Origin of the sequence: Microvirga sp. 2MCAF35, assembly GCF_052115545.1 — a bacterium.
Taxonomy (GTDB): Bacteria; Pseudomonadota; Alphaproteobacteria; order Rhizobiales; family Beijerinckiaceae; genus Microvirga.
This window is the reverse complement of record NZ_JBFRGW010000061.1, coordinates 1-17,886: the sequence shown is the minus strand read 5'-3', so window position 1 is coordinate 17,886 and position 17,886 is coordinate 1. Positions and strand designations below refer to the sequence as shown.

Here is a 17,886-nt window from a genome sequence, read left to right as displayed (position 1 = left end):
GGCCTTGCGCCGTCAGCACATCAACCTGCCGCAACTTCGCGACAATCTCTTCAGCCGTGTGTCTCTTCCTGGGCATTCTCTCGTCCTCCAAATGGCAAAAAGCCATACATCAGGGAGGACCACTTCAAAGGGGGCAGGCCAGACGCCGGAAAATCGACCTTCATTGACGTCGTCTCGGGGCGCACCCGGGGAAGCGGGGCAGTCATTCTCGGCGAGGCCGACATTTCCTCCTTGTCACCCGACAAGCGACGCCGCCTCGGTTTATCACGCTCGTTCCAGCGAACCTCGATCTTTCCCGAACTGAGCGTGCGGTCACAACTCGAGTTGGCAGCCGAATGGGTCGACGACGACAATACGGCCGATCTCGTCGAGATGTTCAACCTCCATGCCGTCCTGGACGTTCATGCCGGAGAGATCAGCTATGGTCAGCAACGCCTCGTCGATCTCGCGCTCGCCCTTGTCGGCATGCCGCGGGTTCTGCTCCTCGACGAGCCAGCAGCGGGGTTATCCGCGAGCGAGTCTCATAGCCTGACGGATCATCTCCGCGAAATCGCGCAGCGATGGAATGTGGCCGTTCTCCTGGTCGAGCACGATATGGATGTAATCTTCAAGGTCTGCGATGTGCTGACCGTTCTTGAGACAGGCAGGCTGCTGGTCGAGGGCGCGCCCCGCGCCGTACGAAGCGATCCAAAGGTCGTTCAGGCCTATTTCGGGAGCACGGCATGAACCCCTTTCTGGAAATGCGGAATATTCGCGCGGGCTATGGCGCAGCCCGCATCCTCCATGATCTCGATCTTGAGATCGGCGAAGGCGAGCGCGTGTCCGTGATCGGTCGAAACGGGGTCGGCAAGACAACGATCGTCAACACGCTCCTCGGCACCTCGAAACTCATGGCAGGCGAGGTGCTCTGCCGTGGCAGGGCTCTGCCGAGAATTGCAGGGCATACAGCCGCCACATACGGCATCGCTGTCGTGCCACAGGGCCGGAAGATCCTGCCGAACCTGACCGTCGCAGAGAACCTGCGGCTTGGCGCTGCGCTGGGCCGCAAGGGACGCTGGACTATCGATGAGATCTACCGTCTGTTCCCCATTCTCCATGAACGGCGCAATGCACCAGGCACCGCGCTCAGCGGCGGCCAACAGCAGATGATTGCCATCGGAAGGGCGCTGATGTTGAACCCGGATCTCCTCATACTCGATGAGCCATGCGAGGGGCTTGCCCCGGTCATCGTCGATGAGATCAGCGCCATTTTCAAAGATCTCGCCGCTACGGGTGTCGCGATCCTCTTGATCGAACAGCATCTCAATCTCGTGCGAGAGATAACCGACCGTTTCTACGTGATCTCCAAAGGAAGCGTCGTAAGGTCGGGGCATGTTGCTGATGTCAATCAGCATGATCTTCAAAAGAGCATAATGCAATAAGGGCAATAAAAACTATATCTGGAGGAAACCACATGTCTGATCGCAAATACTCTCTTGCCATACTCTTGAGTCTCTCATGCGCGACGGGCGCCCTTGCGCAAGCAGAGCCTCTGAAAATCGGCGTTCCCACTTCGCAGACCGGTCCCTATGCAGCTCTCGGAGAGCAGGTGATCCGTGCGATCGAGTTCGCCGCTGCAGAAGCCAATGCGGCGGGCGGCGTCGATGGCCGTAAAGTCGAGGTCAAGATCGGCAACGACGAAGGAAATCCGGAAGCCGGCCGTCGTGCGGCCGAGAAGCTCGCGACCGATGGTCACAAGATCCTGATCGGGTCCATCTCGTCGGCCGTCGGTCTCGCGCTGTCGACGCAGCTCAACCGCTGGGATGCGATCTATGTATCGGTCGTCAACAAGACACCCAAGCTGACAGGCGATTCTTGTACACCGCGCACCTTCCGTGCGAACCATTCCGACGATATGGACATCGCCATCGTTGAGCCTTGGCTGGCCGAGAGCCAAACGAAGAATTGGGCCATCATCGGCGCAGATTATGTTTGGGGGCGTGGCTCCGGCGCTGCCTTCAAGGCTGCGGCCACAAAGACTGGCAAGTCGATCAAGACCGAATTGTATGCTCCCCTCGGCACGGCCGACTTCGCGCCCTATATCACGCAGCTCCGCGACTCCGGCGCTGAAGGTCTATGGGTGGCTCTCGCAGGTTCCGAAGCCGTGAACTTTGCCAAGCAGGCGAAGCAGTTCGGCCTTATCGACAAGATGACGGTCTTCGGCCACAACTTCGTGGCATCCTCCATCATCAAGGCCGTCGGTACGGATGCGATTGGCTTCTGGGGCAATGTCAACTACTCGGCGTCCATCGAAACTTCAAATAACCAGAAGTTTGTTGCCGCTTGGCGTGCGAAGTTCAATACCGACCCTACGGAATACGAAGGTGAGGCATACTCGGGCATGCAGGTGATCTTTGAAGCGGCGAAGAAGGCCAAGAGTGCCAAGGCATCGGATATCGCCAAATCTCTCAACGATATGACCGCCGAAACCGTCTATGGACAAGTCACGATGCGCGCTGCAGACCACCAGCTCGAGATGCCGAACTATCTCGGTCGCGTCGCCGATAAGGACGGCAAGCCTGTGATTCAGGTGGTGCGCGGCTTCGACTCGAAGGCCGCCACACCTCCTCCAAGCGGTGAATGCAAACTTTGATTATTTGGTAAGGTCATGAAATGCTGAGCGGACTGCCGAGTGCCCGGCCAGCCCGCTTAAGCAGCTGATGTTTCCGATCCTGCTCGACGCATTCTTGGAGACGCTGTGATCTCAGAGTGCGGTGACTGTGTGAGTGAAATTGCGTGAAAACTCAGCCTAGAGCATCGAACGCAAAAGTGGGAACCGGTTTTGCGTGAAAAGGTGCGGGACGACAACAATTTAGAGCATCGGGCGTGAGTTCGATTTCACGTCCGATGCTCTAGGCTGATCCCGGCGATGCATCTGTACGGGATTAAGGCCTCATCCCGGGGCTTCCTCGGTTCCTCAATGCTTACGAGACATAAAGCTTCGTGGAGGAAGGGCCTCGTCAACGTTCTCACACGCGCCGAAAAACTTGGTCCGCTTCGCTGCCCAAAGCCGACCCCTGTCTTGTGGTCGGAATGTGAAGGTTTGCCGCCCTTTCTGGCGAGCGGGCGCCGGTGCGCGCATCCTGGTTCGATAAGAGATCGTCGCAACCAGGGTGCTGAGCTATTGTTCTTCAGCTCTGGGGATCGTAGGGAGACCATGCTGGAGTCCCTTTCAAAGACTTGAGGAAAGCTTATTTTCCTGATGATTGTGACGCGCTGCCGATTGTGTAACAATGCTTCATCGACCGGATTGGACATTGTTAGTGAACATGAGGCCTTTCGACCCCGACCAGCAGAATCTCATCCGCTCCCCCCTGGATAACGAAAACATCCTGAGCGGCCAATTCTGGGGCGAGTTGCGGGTGTTTCTGGCTGTTGCGAAAGCCAAATCCTTCAATCGAGCCGCCGAGGTCCTCAACACCAGTCAGCCGACGGTCAGCCGCCAGGTCAAACGGCTTCAGGATCTCATGGGAGCCCAACTGTTCGTCCCGACACAGCATGGGGTCAAGCTGACCCCGAAGGGTCAAGCGTTGGCCCAGGCTCTGACAACCCTCGACCACTCGCTCTTCGCCCTCACCAACGATCTCAGGGCCGAGAACAAGGATGCGGAAGGCATCGTTCGGGTCAGCATCACGGATGGTCTCAACACCTTCTTCGTCGCACCCGCTGTCACCAGCTTCGCCGCAGAATACCCGAAGATCCAACTGCATCTCAAGAGCCCGGCCAACGTCGTGAGCCTGCGGGACAATCAGACCGACATGATGATCGGTTTCAATCCCATCGAGGCGGCCGACATTTCCATGCAGAAGCTGGGTTATCTCCACTTCATCCCGATCGTGGCGAAGTCCTATATCCAGCAGCACGGGATCCCGACCCGCTCCAACCTGCCTCAGCACTTCTTTCTGCAGTCAGAGTTCTACACAGCCAGGACAGGATTGTGGGGACCATGGAACGGGGTTGTCTCCCAAGGCCAGGTCGCGCATTTCTGCGACAACTCGATGGCCTATGGCATGCTCGTCAAGGCCGGTCTCGGCATCGGGCTCCTCGGCAGCTACACGATCCTGGAGCCGAATGCAGTTCCATTGGAGCTCGATGTGGCAATCTCGGTTCCGATGTATGCCCTCGTTTTGTCCGAGCGGCTGAATGCACGGCCTGTCCGCCTAGTCTTTGACTGGTTGTGTGAGATGTTTGGAACCTCGAACCCTTGGTTTGCGCCGAGACTTCGTCTCGACCCTCCGCAGAGCCGGTTCGATACGGGGATCAAGCTGCTCTTCAACCTGTGAAAGCTGGCGTTGAAGATGATGCAGGCTGATGCTTTCCGAGAGGCCGAGATAGGTATTGCCGACATCCTCAAACAGTTCGGACAGCTCGAGCAGCACCCCGTCGGTCTCGAACAGCAGCTTCTGAAACATGGCGGAGTGCAGGGTCACCACCTGCTGCAGGTAAGATTGGAAGTAGTCCATAACGGCGCCTGCGTCAGCGTTCTTCAGATCCGGGAGGGCAGGAGATGCGTCCGGAGTCATGATTCAACCGCCTCGAACTCGGAGTGGATATCCCAATATCCTTCGATGCGGAAGAGAACGGCGGCATCGGAGGCGGACGTGATGGCGTTGTCGGGGGGTGTCAGGTGCTTGACGAGTTCGATATAGGGCTCGTCGTGCCCCTCGAAATAGAGGGGCTCCTTGCCTGGAGCCGGCGTGAAGCCCAGCATGCGTTGCCACAGGCGGGCATAGACCGGCTTGGCGTGGGTGATCACGCAATCGTAGCCCTTGCGGCTGATGTGCTCGAAGATGAACTCGGCGCACCGCTTGATCACCCGAGGATCCCGCCATGCCTTGCGAAAGCTCGTGCGCTCCATCTTGGCGAAGTCCTTGAACCAGCGGATCCGGGCCGTGCCGATGGGCTCATCGCCGGCGTAAACGATGATGTGGGTCGCCTGGTAGTCGTTGCCATCGTAGGTCTGACGGGCGGAGACACCATGTTCTTCCATGAAGCAGATGGCCCGAATGGCATGGGCGTGGAGAAGTTGCTCGGCTGTTGTGACGACCTCGACCCGAACAAGATTGTCGTGTTGGTGGATGCGGGACATTTCCTGATCCATGAAGGACGCCTTTGAACTGCTTGGAAAGTGCAGGTAATGAGCCTGAGGGATCAGGAATTCTGAAGATGCTTAGATGTATGACGGTTCTACATCTGTGTTGAACGGGAGGGGGTGATGACCCGACAGGATAGTCCTACGACTGCAACCTTGGCTGAGCTATGCCATGAGGCAGTGCAACGCCATGGCGATGACTGGGGGCAGGTTCAGGCCTATGTGGCCGAACGCATCGCTGCCATGCCGAGAGCGGACCGTGAGAGGCTGATCGACGATGTCGGCCGCCTGCTGGCGTTCCGTGCCCCGTCCCGTCCGGGCGTCCTGCACTGAACATGTGTAGGACTGAGGGGCAAATGCAGAAATCACCGAACGAAACCGACCGGCATATCGGCAAACGAATCCGGCTGAGGCGTATCGCAATAGGAATGAGCCAGGAGAAGCTGGGAGACGCTCTCGGCCTGACATTCCAGCAGATCCAAAAATACGAGAAGGGGGTGAACCGGGTCGGGGCGGGTCGTCTCCTTGACATCGCAAGGATCCTGGGAGTCGATGTGATCTATTTCTTCGATGGCCTGACGGATCAAACGGGCTCGAATCGCGCCACCGAGAGTGCATTCAACTCAATCGCAAGCACCCCGCACGGTGTCAGGCTGATCGAATTGTTTGCCGATGTCGCGGACGTCGCGATCCAACGGAGCATTGTGGATGTCGTCGAGGCTGTTCTGAAGGCTCAGGAGGCGGTCGAGTCGTAGAGCCCGTTCGACCCTGTCAGGGAGGCCTCGCCCAGGAACCGCATCAGGTTTTCAGTCGGCGTTGCTTGGCTTCCCGGCATTCCTGCCAGATCCGTTGTAGTAACTCCGGTTATATAGTGGGGGGCGGTTTGTTGAGGAGCCACTATGTTGTGTCTGTTCAAGCGCCGTCGCTTTCCAGTCGAGATCGTTCTGCTGTGTGTACGCTGGTATTGCAAATACGGGAACGGCGGCCGTGATCGGGCCGAGATGATGGAGGAGCGGTGTCTACGAGATGATGCCTCTGCTCGTCAGCATCTGAACCACGCAGGCGGCGAGTTGCTGGGCCTCTCCTTCTCCCGAGGCGAGAACCAGCTCAGGGCTGTCTGGAGACTCATACGGGCTGCCGATCCCGGTTAGATTCGGGATCAAGCCTGAGCGCGCCTTCTTGTAGAGACCTTTAGGGTCCCTTGCTTCACAGATCTCCAGAGGCGCATCGACAAAGATCTCCAGGAACTCATCCTGTTCCATCAGGCTGCGAGCCATCTGCCGTTCACTGCGGAACGGGGAGATAAGGCTGACCAGTACGATCAGGCCCGCCTCGACCATGAGCCGGGCTACTTCTGCAACCCGCCGGACGTTTTCCACCCGATCGGGATCGGTAAACCCCAGATCCTTATTGAGACCATGACGGACGTTGTCGCCATCGAGGCTCATGGTCCTGTATCCGCGCCGATGCAGGTCCTGCTCGACGAGGTCGGCAATCGTCGACTTGCCTGCGCCCGACAGGCCGGTGAACCAGAGCACACAAGGTTTCTGACCGAGCGCTGCCGCGCGGGCCGCCTTATCGATCGTCATCCTCTGGCGGTGGATGTTCGATGCCCGGCGCAAGGCAAAGTCGATCATGCCGCACCCAACGGTGGCATTGCTCATCCGGTCGATCAGGATGAAGCTGCCCATCGCCCGGTTCTTATCGTACGGCTCGAAAACAAGCGGCTGATCCGTTGCCAGGTTGCTGACACCAACCTCGTTCAGGCTGAGGCTCTTGGCCGCAACAGGCTCCAGCGTGGAGATGTTCACCCTATGCTTCAGCTCAGTCACCTGAGCCCCGACTGTCGCCGTGCCCAGGCGCAGAAGGTATGGCCGGCCAGGCAACAGAGGCTGCTCCCCGAGCCAGACGATGTGGGCGGACAATTGATCCGAGACTTCAGGCAGATCGTCAGGCGGGGCGATCACGTCGCCGCGCGAGACATCGAGGTCGTCGGCGAGAACCACCGTGATCGCATCGCCTGCCGCCGCCTCGTTCAGGTGGCAATCCATGGTGACGATCTTTTCCAGGCGGGTGGTTTGGCCACTTGGCAGCACAACGACACGATCGCCGGTCCGGACCGAACCACTGACAAGGGTGCCGGAGAAGCCGCGGAAGTTCTGGTCAGGCCGGTTCACCCACTGAACGGGCAGGCGGAAGGATCCGAGCCGAGTGTTGGAACTGGCCTTTACCGTCTCGAGATGCTCAAGGAGGGTCGTCCCTTGGTACCACTCCATCCGGTCGGAGACGTTGGTCACGTTGTCACCAAGTAGAGCCGATAAAGGAATGCAGGTGATGGGCTCAAGGCTCAACCGCCGGGCCAGGCCTTGAGCCTCCGAGGCGATGTGCTCGAAGACGTGCCGGTCCCACTCGACAAGGTCCATTTTGTTGACGGCAAGTACGACATGCCGGATTCCCAATAGGGTCGCGATGAAACCGTGACGGCGCGTTTGGGTGAGAAGACCTTTGCGGGCATCGACCAGGAGCACGGCTGCGTCCGCCGTCGAGGCGGCTGTGACCATGTTGCGGGTATATTGCTCGTGACCCGGGGTGTCCGCGACGATGAACCTCCGATGCTTCGTCGCGAAGGAGCGATAGGCCACATCAATGGTGATGCCCTGCTCGCGCTCGGCCGCCAGGCCGTCGACGAGGAGTGCCAAATCGAGCTCGCCGTAGTGGCTCGTGCCAAAGCGCCGGGAATCCGCCTTGAGGCTGGCGAGCTGGTCCTCCAGCAGGAGCCCGCCGTCATACAGAAGCCGGCCGATCAGCGTCGACTTGCCGTCATCGACCGAGCCGCAGGTAATGAACCGCAGCAGATCGTTCTGGGGCAGGCTATGCAGGCCGGCTTCCGTCTCGGAGGCTGGGGGGCTCGTCGTTCCGACCATCAGAAGTAGCCTTCCTGCTTCTTCAACTCCATGGAAGCGGCGGCATCCTGGTCGATGACACGGCCCTGACGCTCGGACGTCTTCGCCTGCTGCATCTCGTCGATCACCTGCGGTAGGGTTTGGGCCCTGCTTTCCACCGCACCCGTCAGCGGATAGCAGCCGAGGGTCCGAAAGCGCACCCAGCGCATCTCAGGTTGCTCACCCGGCTGCAGCGGCATGCGGTCGTCGTCTACCATGATCAACGCGCCGTCCCTTATGACCACGGGTCGTGGTTTGGCGAGGTAGAGGGGAACCACAGGGATGCTCTCCTGGGCGATGTATTGCCAGATGTCGAGTTCCGTCCAATTCGACAGGGGAAACACGCGGACGCTTTCACCCTTGCTGATCCGTCCATTGTAGAGGTTCCACAGCTCCGGGCGCTGGTTCTTGGGATCCCATCGATGGGTTGCTGTTCGAAAGGAGAAGATGCGCTCCTTCGCACGGGACTTCTCCTCGTCGCGGCGGGCGCCGCCGAATGCGGCATCGAAGCCATACCCGTCGAGGGCCTGCTTCAGGCTCTGGGTTTTCATCACATCCGTGTGGACGGCCGATCCATGCGTGAACGGCCCGATCCCTTTCCGCACACCCTCTTCGTTGACATGGATGATCAAATCGAGGCCGATCTCGGCCGCGCGACGGTCTCGGAACGCGATCATCTCCCGGAATTTCCACGTGGTGTCGACGTGCAGGAGAGGGAAGGGCGGCTTGGAGGGGTAGAAGGCTTTGAGGGCCAGGTGCAGCATGACCGAGCTGTCCTTGCCGATGGAATAGAGCATCACTGGCTTGCGGAACTGGGCCACAGCCTCCCGCATAATGTAAATCGACTCGGCCTCAAGTCGCTTGAGGTGAGGAGTGCGAGCGTTCCTGTCCTGTAAGGCCGACATCCTGTTCTCTTCAGCGTTCGCGGCAGAGCACGATCGGGCGGGGCGCTGCCGGGAATTCGCTACGAAACGGGCAGCGGATGTCCCTTAAAGAACAGAGTTGAAGAGGAAAAGCCCTTATCCGGAACTTGGTAAGAAGGAGCGGGCCTCAAAGAGGCAAACATTCAACAAATTGTTATAACAATACATATCTATCTTAGATCATCCGTTGCGATCTTCAAGTACAAAACCCCGGTTGCCGAGCGGCGTGCCAGTTTCACCGCCGAATTAACCTTACTGTGCTTTCCATGCCATATCCGGGATTGTTGCTTCCCTATAGGAATGTCTTCGCTCCTGCCACAGGAGCAAAAAGCCTCCCTCCAAAAGGCCGTAAGCATGATCCCAGGGGCCCATCAACTGCGTTCATCGCGCTACCACTTCATCTCGGGCTTGCCGCGCTCGGGATCGACCCTGTTGTCGGGTATCCTGCTGCAGAACCCGCGGTTCCATGCGGGGATGACGAGCCCTGTCGGGTCGCTCTGCAGCGCCGTGCTCGGCCAGGTCAGTGCCGGCAGCGAATTCGCCCCCGTCGTCGGCACGGTCAAGCGCCGTGAACTCCTGCGGGGCCTGTTCGACTCCTACTATTCGGATGTCGAGAGGGACGTCATCTTCGACACCAACCGCAGCTGGTGCGCCAGGCTGCCGCTGATCCATGACCTGTTTCCGCAAGCGAAAGTGATCGCCTGCGTGCGCAACGTGGCGTGGATCATGGACAGCTTCGAGCGCCTCTACCGCGCCAATCCCTACGAGCACACCCGCCTGTTCGGCGTGGCCGGAGCCCGAGGCACCGTCTACAGCCGCCTGGAGGGGCTCGCCCAGCATGACCAGACGGTCGGCTATGCCTGGTCGGCCCTGCGCGAGGCCTTCTATGGCGAACATGCTTCGTCGCTGCTGGTGGTCGATTACGAGCTGCTGACCCGCGCCCCGGCCAAGGTCATGACCCTGATCTACGACTTTCTCGGCGAGCCGCACTTCGAGCACGATTTCGACAACGTCGAATACGACGCCGAGGAGTTCGACCAGCAACTCGGTGCGCCCAGCCTGCACAAGGTCAAGGCGAAAGTGAAGTTCACGCCCCGCCCGACGATCATCCCGCCCGATCTGTTCGACAAGTTCAACCAGATGTCCTTCTGGAATGACAAGGCCGGCAGCGCCGCCAATGTCATCGCCGCACAGCCATCCCAACAAGGGAATCAATCATGACGTCCGAAGTTATCGATTTCGCTAGTGACAATCTCATCATTGATTCCGGTTCCGTATATGGAATGGACAATGCTGCGATAGGGGGGCAAGCGGCTGACGTGCCGAGCCTGGAGCTGGCGATCGCCGCGCCGCGTAAGGAGATCGTGTTCATTGAGGATGATGTCGCCGACATCGGAACCCTGCTCAGCGGGATCGGTCGCGACAAGGAGGTCATCCTCCTGGATTCCACCCAGGATGGCCTGCACCAGATCGCGCAGGCGCTGGTTGGAAGGAGTGGGATTGACGCTCTGCACATCATTTCACACGGCGAGGCGGGCGCAGCCCATCTCGGCAGCCTGATCCTCGGCAGTGCGAATCTGGACGCGTACCGGGACGACCTGCAGGGGATCCGCCAGGGCATGAGCGCGGACGGTGATATCCTGCTGTACGGCTGCAACATCGGCGCGGACAGCGGCGTCGATTTCGTGCAGCAGCTTGCGATCGCAACCGGGGCGGACGTGGCGGCGTCGAACGACTTGACTGGTTCGGCAGCCTTGGGTGGCGACTGGAACCTGGAGGTGGTTAGCGGGCAGGTCGAGACGGCTGCGGTAGTCCATGCGCAGACGGCAGCATTGTACCAGAATGTGCTCAACTTTGCTCCCGGCACATACAGTTTCGGCAACACCGCAAACTTCATCAGCGGGCTTAACGTTTCTGACCCTCAGAAGGCGGCAGTAAGCACTGACGTGGTCTATCGCCTCAATGGGGATTTCAACTACCAGCTCAAGATCGACGGTGCGAGCAATGGCGTGTTCGCTTATACTGACCAGCCAGCTGGACAGATCTTTGCCGGGTTGCCTACTCCAGAAAGTGCGTTGACGATCTCTTTCGTCGACGGACAACTCTTCACGCCTGGCGCGATCGCAATTGCCAACTACAACAATTATACGTTCGCTCCCGAGAACCTGATCATCAGGGGCTATGACGCCAGCGGCCATCTGGTCGGGTCGTCTGTCAACCAATATTTGATCTACGACTATTTGGCCACCTCGATTAACCTCTCCAATCTAGGCGGCACGCCTATCAAGACGCTGAAGATCACTGCCGCGGATGGTGCACTCGATTACATCATGATCGACAGCATCTCGATCTCCAGCATCGCGCCCCCGCCACCAGTCGTCACCCAAGTTACCTCACCAAACACCAACAAGACCTACAAGATCGGCGACACGATCGACATCCAGCTGAATTTTAACGACGCCGTCGACGTGACCGGCACGCCGCAGGTGACGTTGGAAACCGGCGCGACGGACCGGGTCATCAATTACTTGAGCGGTTCGGGTACGTCGACCTTGACTTTCCGCTACACGGTGCAGGCCGGCGACACCTCGGCGGACCTCGATCTCCAGAGCATCGCCATCGCGCTGAACGGCGGCGCGATCAAGGCGCATGGCAACCCCAGCGTCGACGCATCGCTGACGCTGCCGTCCCCCGGTAGCCTCTCCTCGCTGTTGGTCAACAAAGACATCGCCGTCGACGGCGTCGCGCCGACCCTGACGATCACCAGTAACAAGTCGGTGCTCAAGGTCGGCGATACCGCCACCCTCACCTTCACCTTCAGCGAAGACCCGGGTGCGAGCTTCACCTGGAATGGCAGCAGCGGCGACGTGAGCGTCAGCGGTGGCACGCTATCGGCGATCAGCGGCAGCGGCACGGTCCGTACCGCCACCTTCACGCCGACCGCCAACATCAATAACGGCACGGTCAGCATTAGCGTGAACGCCGGCTCCTTCGCGGATGCAGCCGGCAACATCAACACCGTTGTCAGCAACGGCCCCGCGATCAGCTACGACACCAAGGCGCCGACGGTGTCGGTCAGCAGCAGCCAACCCGTCCTGAAGGTGGGCGAGAGCAGCGTCATCACCTTCACCTTCAGCGAAGACCCGGGCGCGAGCTTCGATGCGTCCGACGTCATCTTCAGCGGCGGCACGCTGGGACCGATCAGCGGCAGCGGCCTGACGCGTACCGCCGTCTTCACGCCGACCGCCAATATCAACAACGGCACGGCCACCATTGGCGTTAGGAGCGACGCCTACCAGGACACGGTGGGGAACGGCAACCCTGCCGCCAGCACCTCACTGACCTACGACACCAAGGCGCCGACGCTGACCATCGCCAGCGACAAGCCGTCCCTCAAGATCGGCGAAACCGCGACCATCACCTTCAGCTTCAGCGAAGATCCGGGTTCGAGTTTCAGCTGGGACGGAAGCAGCGGTGGCATTGCAGTCGTCGGCGGTACCTTGAGTGCGATCAGCGGCACCGGCACGACGCGCACCGCAACCTTCACGCCGACTGCAGATACCGAGGGCGGAATGGCCAGCATCTCGGTCCAGGGCAGTAACTACCAGGACGCGAAGCTCAACACCGGCTCCAACGCCAGCCTGTCATTTGGCTTCGACACGCTCGCGCCAGCTACCCCGGGCACGCCGACCCTCGCCAACGGCAATGATACGGGGACCTCGAACAGTGACGGCCTCACCAACACGAATCCGCTGACCATCGAGGGCACTGCGGAGAATGGCGTCACGGTCAGGCTGTATGATGGCGCCAACGAGATCGCCAGCGTGACGGCGATCGGTGGAAAGTACAGCTTCTCGCTTAACGGTCTCAACGAAGGCCCGCACACCTTCGTCGCCGTCGCCGTCGACGCGACCGGTAACATGAGCGCGGCTTCAGAGGGGCAGTTGGTGATCGTTGATCGCACGCCGCCCACGACCACGATCACCAGCGACAGGTCGTCCCTCAAGGCCGGTGAGACCGCGACGATCACCTTCACGTTCAGCGAAGATCCGGGTAATACCTTCACGTGGGACGGCAGCAGCGGCGACATCGCGGTCAGCGGTGGCACATTGTCCGCCATCTCCGGCTCGGGCACCGTACGAACGGCCACCTTCACGCCGGATGCGAATATCAACAATGGAACCGCCAGCATCACGGTCGCGGCCGGTTCCTACGCGGATGCGGCCGGCAATCTCGGCGGCGCCGGTGTCACGCCGTCGCTCACCTTCGACACTGCTGCGCCGACCGCGACCCCGGTCAGCGTCGTCTTCTCGGCCGATACCGGAGCGTCGGCGACGGACCTGGTCACGAAGACGGCGGCTCAGACCATCAGCGGCACGCTGTCGGCCGATCTCCAGGCCGGCGACACTGTCTTCGTCTCCCTGAACAACGGCGCGACGTGGACAGCCGCTCAGGCGGATGGCGCACGCACGTGGACGCTGGCTGGACAGACGCTCACCGGCAGCGACACGCTGATCGTGAAGGTCACCGATCTGGGCGGCAATGACAGCGTGGTTCTGTCTCGCTCCTACGCGCTCGACAGCGTGCCGCCGACGGTTGCGATCGCGTTGTCCTCGACCCATCTGGCCGCGGGCCAGAGCGCAGTCGTCACCTTCACCTTCTCGGAAGCGCCCGTGGGCTTCTCCGTCGCGGACGTGACGGTGCAGAACGCCACGCTCTCCAACCTTGCGGTGTCGGGCACGGATCCAAGGGTCTACACCGCCACCCTGACTCCGAACGGGAACCAGGCCAGCAGCCACAACCTGATCACGGTCGGCACCGGCTGGAGCGCCGCCGCCGGCAACGTGCCGGTCGCCGGCACCGCTTCGCTGCCATACAGCATCGACCCGCGCCAGACCGACGGCCTGACCGTGGTCGAGACCCCCGTCACCTATCCGGACGGCAGCCCGGGCCGGACCCTCACGATCCCGGTGGTGACGCCCGGGCGCAGCGACACGGACGGGACCCCGGGCCTGGCCGATATTCCGCTGGTGACCTCCGGCGGGCAAACCATCCTGCTGGCGCAGCTGCCGGTGGGCTATGGGTTGCAAGTCTCCGGCCCATCGGCGCCCAAGACCGCCGGCACGTCGCTCGCCGACCTGATCCGCGAGATCCAGGCTCATACGCAAGCCGGTTCGACCGATCAGGGACAGCTCGCGGGGGGCGGTTCAGGCTTCCTTGGTCTCCTGCCGGGCGACACGCCGATGATCGTGCAGACGATCACGCCCACGATGCTGCCCGGCAGCCCCGCGGCCCCGGGCCAGCCGCTGGTGATCTCCGGCATCCCCACCACCCCGGGCATTCCTCAGACCGCCCTGGTGATCGACAGCAGCGGGCTGCCGCCCGGCACCCACCTCCAGCTCGACAACGTCGACTTCGCGGCGGTGATCGGCAGCGTCACCCTCACCGGCGGCGCCGGTTCACAGATGGTCTACGCCGACAGCGCCAGACAGCACATCGTGCTCGGCGCCGATGACGACACCCTGCACGGCGGCGGCGGCGACGACTATGTCGGCTCGCATGGCGGCAACGACTGGCTCTACGGCGATGCCGGCAACGACACCGTCTCGGGCGGGGAGGGCAACGACTGGCTCTTCGGCGGCTCGGGCCATGACCGCCTGGAGGGCGGCGAGGGACGTGACCGGCTCTATGGCGATGACGGCAACGACCGGCTCTACGGCAACACCGGCCACGATACGATGCTGGGGGGCGCCGGCAACGACAGCCTGTGGGGTGGGACGGGCAACGACCAGCTGTCCGGCGATGCCGGCAACGACACCCTCAAGGGTGAGGCCGGCAACGACCGCATCACGGGCGGGCTCGGCCGCGACAAGATGTGGGGCGGCTCCGGCAAAGATGTTTTCGTCTTCACCTCGTTCAAGGACAGCAAGGTCGGCGCGCAGCGCGACGTGATCTACGACTTCCAGTCGGGGCACGACCGGATCGACCTGCGCGGCATCGATGCCAACACCCATCTCAAGGGCAACCAGGCCTTCACCTGGACGAGCCAGGACGCACCGTTCCTGTTCTGGCATGAGAGCGGCGCCTTCCTGCAGGCGGGCTTCACCGGCAAGGCCGGACAGCTGCGCTACGATCACGGCGTGCTGATGGGCGACGTCAACGGCGACGGCCGGGCCGATTTCGAAATCAAGATCGCCGGCAAGTTCGCCTATAGCGACGTGATCCTTTAAGAGCGATGCTCCACTCTTTGAAGAGCGCATCGTGCGGAAAACCGGGTCCATTTTTTCGCACGATGCGCTAAGACTTGGAGCCGGGCGGATCCTCCGTCGGGCCCCCTCCCACCCCACCGACGCCACTCCTTCTCTCGTCCGATGCCTTGTCCGGAGATCCTCATGAAGCGCCTCGTGTTGTCCCTGTCCGCCCTGATCGCCGGCACGGCCGCGGCCCTGGCCGCCGACCTGTCGCGGACAGCGGCACCTGCAATGCCGGTGGCAGCGCCTCTCGCGATCAGCTGGGGCGGCTTCTATGCCGGCGTGCACGGCGCCTGGATCGGCGACAGCGGCGAGGCGGTGCGCCGGGGCGTGATCGGCGTTGCGCCCGAGGCGCTGCCGACCCGCGCGGGCCTGAGCGCGTCCGGCCTCGGGGGCGGAGCACAGATCGGCTATCTGTGGCAGTTCGGGAATGTCGTGGCGGGCCTGGAAGCCGACCTGACCGCGATGGATGTGGGCCGCTCGCGCAGCGGGTTCGGGGCGGACGGGGGATTTGCCGTGCGCACGGACCTGAGTTCGCAGATGAACTGGTTCGGGACGGTCAAGGGTCGGGTCGGTTTCACGATGCCGAGCCTGCTGCCGGTGGTGCAGGAGACGTTGGTCTATGTGACGGGTGGTCTGGCGGTGGCGCAGGTCGAGCGCGAGGCGCGGATCACGGTGCTTCCGGCCGGCGTCGGCCCGCAGGCGACCGGCGACGACTGGACGACCGGGTTCGCGGTCGGCGGCGGCTCGGAGCACCGGCTGACGCAGAACATCTCGATCAAGAGCGAGACGCTGTACTACCGGCTTGCCGACGAAACGCTGACGCTGGCGCGCGCCGGCGACGCGGCGAGCTACCGCTTCAGGAACGACGGCTGGATCAGCCGCATCGGCGTCAACGTCCGGTTCTGACCACGCCTGCTTTGGCGCAGGTCCAGCACGGGAGCTGTGACCGATCACGCTCCCGATCCTGTTTACGCTTCGGCCTCTGGCCTGGCCGCGCAAACTGATTCAGCCCGCCGTTATATACAGCGGCGGGTATTCACCGGACGCAAGAACTTGGTCAACATAGACCTCCTAAGCTGACCCTCACGGAGCTGCGGGAACTTCACAGCTTAGAGCATCGTGCGGACCCAGCGGGCCGCGCTAGCGAAAAGTGGACCCGGTTTTCCGCGAAGAACGATGCTCCAGCCAAGAGAAAAAGCATCGGAATCGATCCCAAAAGTGGATCCACTTTTGGGTCCGATGCTGTAGCATTCGTGAGACGTACGCGTTGGTCCGCTTGGGCACTCAATTGCCGAGGGTCGTTAAGCAGCCAGAACGTGAAATTTTAACCCTGTGCGAACGTACCAATTCGCGAGACGCTTCATTCGGAAGTCCAGCCATGCGTTGAGGCTTCCCCAAGCCAATAGAGCTGGTCCAGAGCGAGCATGGGATTAGATCTGCATATCGGATAGCATGAAGGCTCGTCCCTCTGGCGCGAAGAAGCCGCGAACCATGTGCCCATTGTCGAAAGGGGTTTGCTCCTCAGGCGTCCAAGAGAGACGGTCGGGTGTCAGGTGTACGTCGATCCGCTCCCCGGTGTAGCCCAGAGCAGAAACGATTGCTTCCAGCGCCGGTATCGATGACGCGACGATATCGAGCAGAGTCATGGATGGTCCGTCCCGTCCTTTTACCGCGACGACCGCATCAAGGTCAGGAAGGTGGAGCAATTCGATTTCCGGCGTCTCGACCGCCTTCAACATGAACAAGGCTGGGTGGTCGCAAGCCGAAGCCACCAGCGAAGTCGGACTTCGACGGGTAAACATATCCCGTAGAAATGCAGCATCCCTCTCGACGTCCAAGGATAGCCGACGGCAGCTTGCCCGCGTCTGCCGGAGCGCCAGTCCGGCACTAAAGGTTGCTTCTTCGATCTGACGAAAGCCAAATGGCGTGTAGAGGCCTGGCGTGGCCGTTGCGAGAGTAACGAGGTTTACCCTTGCATCGGCAAAACTGAGGGCTCGCCCCATCAGATCGCGAAACAGACCTTTCCCGCGCCACTCTGGCCGAACCGCGACGGATTGAACGCCGAAGGCTGTTACCTGTTCGCCCATGAGCCACAGCTGCCGCTCAAAGAGGCTGACGTTGGCGACCAACTCATTGCCACGCCACCAACCGAAGGCAACGACGCTCGGGTCATGGCCCAGTCGATCCAGGGGCGAAACATCGACGTCAAAAACGTCGTATATGAGCCGTGTCAGTTCCGACAAACCCTCCTTGGTTCGAGCATAGTCGGAACGGAAGTTGAGCGGGTTCATCCATTGCCTTGCGTGTTGGGACGATAGTGACTGCTGCGCGGCTTCCGGCTGGTCCGACTTGTGACCGTCCGCGACCATAGTGTGCACGTGCCAATGGTCGGCGGGTCGACGAATAAAGGAGAAGTAGTTTCAAGCAAAGCTTCGTAGGAGCGTTCAGGAGCTTGGAAGCCCAAGCTTGCGAAAAAGGACCCCTAGGTGTGAGATCTGAGGAGGTTGTTCATCCCGTCTGAGGGCCTGAAGGTGGTCGTTGCGACACGAACCCCTGACGGACCTGAGAGATGAACAACCCGCACCAGAATGCCCGCACGACCCGGCTGGGTCGAGCGGAAATGATCCGCCGCATCA

13 protein-coding genes are annotated in these 17,886 nt (G+C 61.1%); 9 read left to right on the top strand and 4 right to left on the bottom strand.

The genetic code is table 11. From position 1 onward, the window contains the following. Nucleotides 1–108: 108 nt before the first annotated feature. From AB4097_RS20480 to AB4097_RS20465, 4 genes are all read left to right on the top strand, one after another. The gene (locus tag AB4097_RS20480; protein ID WP_442042965.1) at nucleotides 109–726 is read left to right on the top strand and encodes an ABC transporter ATP-binding protein; all 618 of its coding nucleotides are present in this window, start codon (nucleotides 109–111) and stop codon (nucleotides 724–726) included. Next, nucleotides 723–1,421: an ABC transporter ATP-binding protein gene (locus AB4097_RS20475; protein ID WP_442042961.1), complete on the top strand. Its 699-nt coding sequence runs from the start codon at nucleotides 723–725 to the stop codon at nucleotides 1,419–1,421. The genes AB4097_RS20480 and AB4097_RS20475 overlap by 4 nt, the downstream gene beginning before the upstream one ends. A 32-nt stretch (nucleotides 1,422–1,453) precedes the next feature. Continuing rightward, a complete protein-coding gene (locus AB4097_RS20470; protein ID WP_442042959.1) occupies nucleotides 1,454–2,632 on the top strand; it encodes an ABC transporter substrate-binding protein in 1,179 nt (392 codons plus the stop codon). 676 nt (nucleotides 2,633–3,308) lie between these two features. Next, entirely contained in the window at nucleotides 3,309–4,322 is a 1,014-nt protein-coding gene (locus AB4097_RS20465) for a LysR family transcriptional regulator (protein ID WP_442042963.1), read from the top strand. 236 nt (nucleotides 4,323–4,558) lie between these two features. On the opposite strand, the gene AB4097_RS20460 is transcribed toward AB4097_RS20465, so the two are convergent. Next, a complete protein-coding gene (locus tag AB4097_RS20460) occupies nucleotides 4,559–5,128 on the bottom strand; it encodes a hypothetical protein (protein ID WP_442042957.1) in 570 nt (189 codons plus the stop codon). Nucleotides 5,129–5,254: 126 nt separating this feature from the next. Here AB4097_RS20460 and AB4097_RS20455 point away from each other — a divergent pair, with 126 nt between their 5' ends. Next, nucleotides 5,255–5,464: a hypothetical protein gene (locus AB4097_RS20455; protein WP_442042955.1), complete on the top strand. Its 210-nt coding sequence runs from the start codon at nucleotides 5,255–5,257 to the stop codon at nucleotides 5,462–5,464. 2 nt (nucleotides 5,465–5,466) lie between these two features. After that, entirely contained in the window at nucleotides 5,467–5,886 is a 420-nt protein-coding gene (locus tag AB4097_RS20450) for a helix-turn-helix domain-containing protein (RefSeq protein ID WP_442042953.1), read from the top strand. Nucleotides 5,887–6,150: 264 nt separating this feature from the next. Here AB4097_RS20450 and cysN read toward each other — a convergent pair whose 3' ends face one another. Together cysN and cysD are read right to left on the bottom strand one after the other, a co-directional pair. Next, complete coding sequence (gene cysN, locus AB4097_RS20445) at nucleotides 6,151–8,055, bottom strand: sulfate adenylyltransferase subunit CysN (protein ID WP_442042951.1); 1,905 nt, start codon at nucleotides 8,053–8,055, stop codon at nucleotides 6,151–6,153. After that, complete coding sequence (gene cysD, locus AB4097_RS20440) at nucleotides 8,055–8,978, bottom strand: sulfate adenylyltransferase subunit CysD (RefSeq protein ID WP_442042949.1); 924 nt, start codon at nucleotides 8,976–8,978, stop codon at nucleotides 8,055–8,057. The genes cysN and cysD overlap by 1 nt, the downstream gene beginning before the upstream one ends. A 372-nt stretch (nucleotides 8,979–9,350) precedes the next feature. Between cysD and AB4097_RS20435 the strand changes: the two genes are divergently transcribed. From AB4097_RS20435 to AB4097_RS20425, 3 genes are all read left to right on the top strand, one after another. Then, entirely contained in the window at nucleotides 9,351–10,217 is an 867-nt protein-coding gene (locus tag AB4097_RS20435; RefSeq protein WP_442042947.1) for a sulfotransferase family protein, read from the top strand. After that, nucleotides 10,214–15,226, top strand: coding sequence for an Ig-like domain-containing protein (locus tag AB4097_RS20430; RefSeq protein WP_442042945.1), 5,013 nt, complete (start codon nucleotides 10,214–10,216; stop codon nucleotides 15,224–15,226). The genes AB4097_RS20435 and AB4097_RS20430 overlap by 4 nt, the downstream gene beginning before the upstream one ends. 174 nt (nucleotides 15,227–15,400) lie before the next feature. Further along, the gene (locus tag AB4097_RS20425) at nucleotides 15,401–16,156 is read left to right on the top strand and encodes an outer membrane protein (RefSeq protein ID WP_442042943.1); all 756 of its coding nucleotides are present in this window, start codon (nucleotides 15,401–15,403) and stop codon (nucleotides 16,154–16,156) included. A gap of 524 nt (nucleotides 16,157–16,680) precedes the next feature. On the opposite strand, the gene AB4097_RS20420 is transcribed toward AB4097_RS20425, so the two are convergent. Then, nucleotides 16,681–17,541, bottom strand: a complete 861-nt coding sequence (locus AB4097_RS20420; RefSeq protein ID WP_442042941.1) for a GNAT family N-acetyltransferase — start codon at nucleotides 17,539–17,541, stop codon at nucleotides 16,681–16,683. Between the last annotated feature and the right edge of the window lie 345 nt (nucleotides 17,542–17,886).

Coding starts and splice junctions, on each gene's coding strand:
- AB4097_RS20475 (WP_442042961.1), top strand. CDS start 723: ATGAACCCCTTTCTGGAAATGCGGAATATTCGCGCGGGCTATGGCGCA.
- AB4097_RS20470 (WP_442042959.1), top strand. CDS start 1,454: ATGTCTGATCGCAAATACTCTCTTGCCATACTCTTGAGTCTCTCATGC.
- AB4097_RS20465 (WP_442042963.1), top strand. CDS start 3,309: ATGAGGCCTTTCGACCCCGACCAGCAGAATCTCATCCGCTCCCCCCTG.
- AB4097_RS20460 (WP_442042957.1), bottom strand. CDS start 5,128: ATGTCCCGCATCCACCAACACGACAATCTTGTTCGGGTCGAGGTCGTC.
- AB4097_RS20455 (WP_442042955.1), top strand. CDS start 5,255: ATGACCCGACAGGATAGTCCTACGACTGCAACCTTGGCTGAGCTATGC.
- AB4097_RS20450 (WP_442042953.1), top strand. CDS start 5,467: ATGTGTAGGACTGAGGGGCAAATGCAGAAATCACCGAACGAAACCGAC.
- cysN (WP_442042951.1), bottom strand. CDS start 8,055: ATGGTCGGAACGACGAGCCCCCCAGCCTCCGAGACGGAAGCCGGCCTG.
- cysD (WP_442042949.1), bottom strand. CDS start 8,978: ATGTCGGCCTTACAGGACAGGAACGCTCGCACTCCTCACCTCAAGCGA.
- AB4097_RS20435 (WP_442042947.1), top strand. CDS start 9,351: ATGATCCCAGGGGCCCATCAACTGCGTTCATCGCGCTACCACTTCATC.
- AB4097_RS20430 (WP_442042945.1), top strand. CDS start 10,214: ATGACGTCCGAAGTTATCGATTTCGCTAGTGACAATCTCATCATTGAT.
- AB4097_RS20420 (WP_442042941.1), bottom strand. CDS start 17,541: ATGAACCCGCTCAACTTCCGTTCCGACTATGCTCGAACCAAGGAGGGT.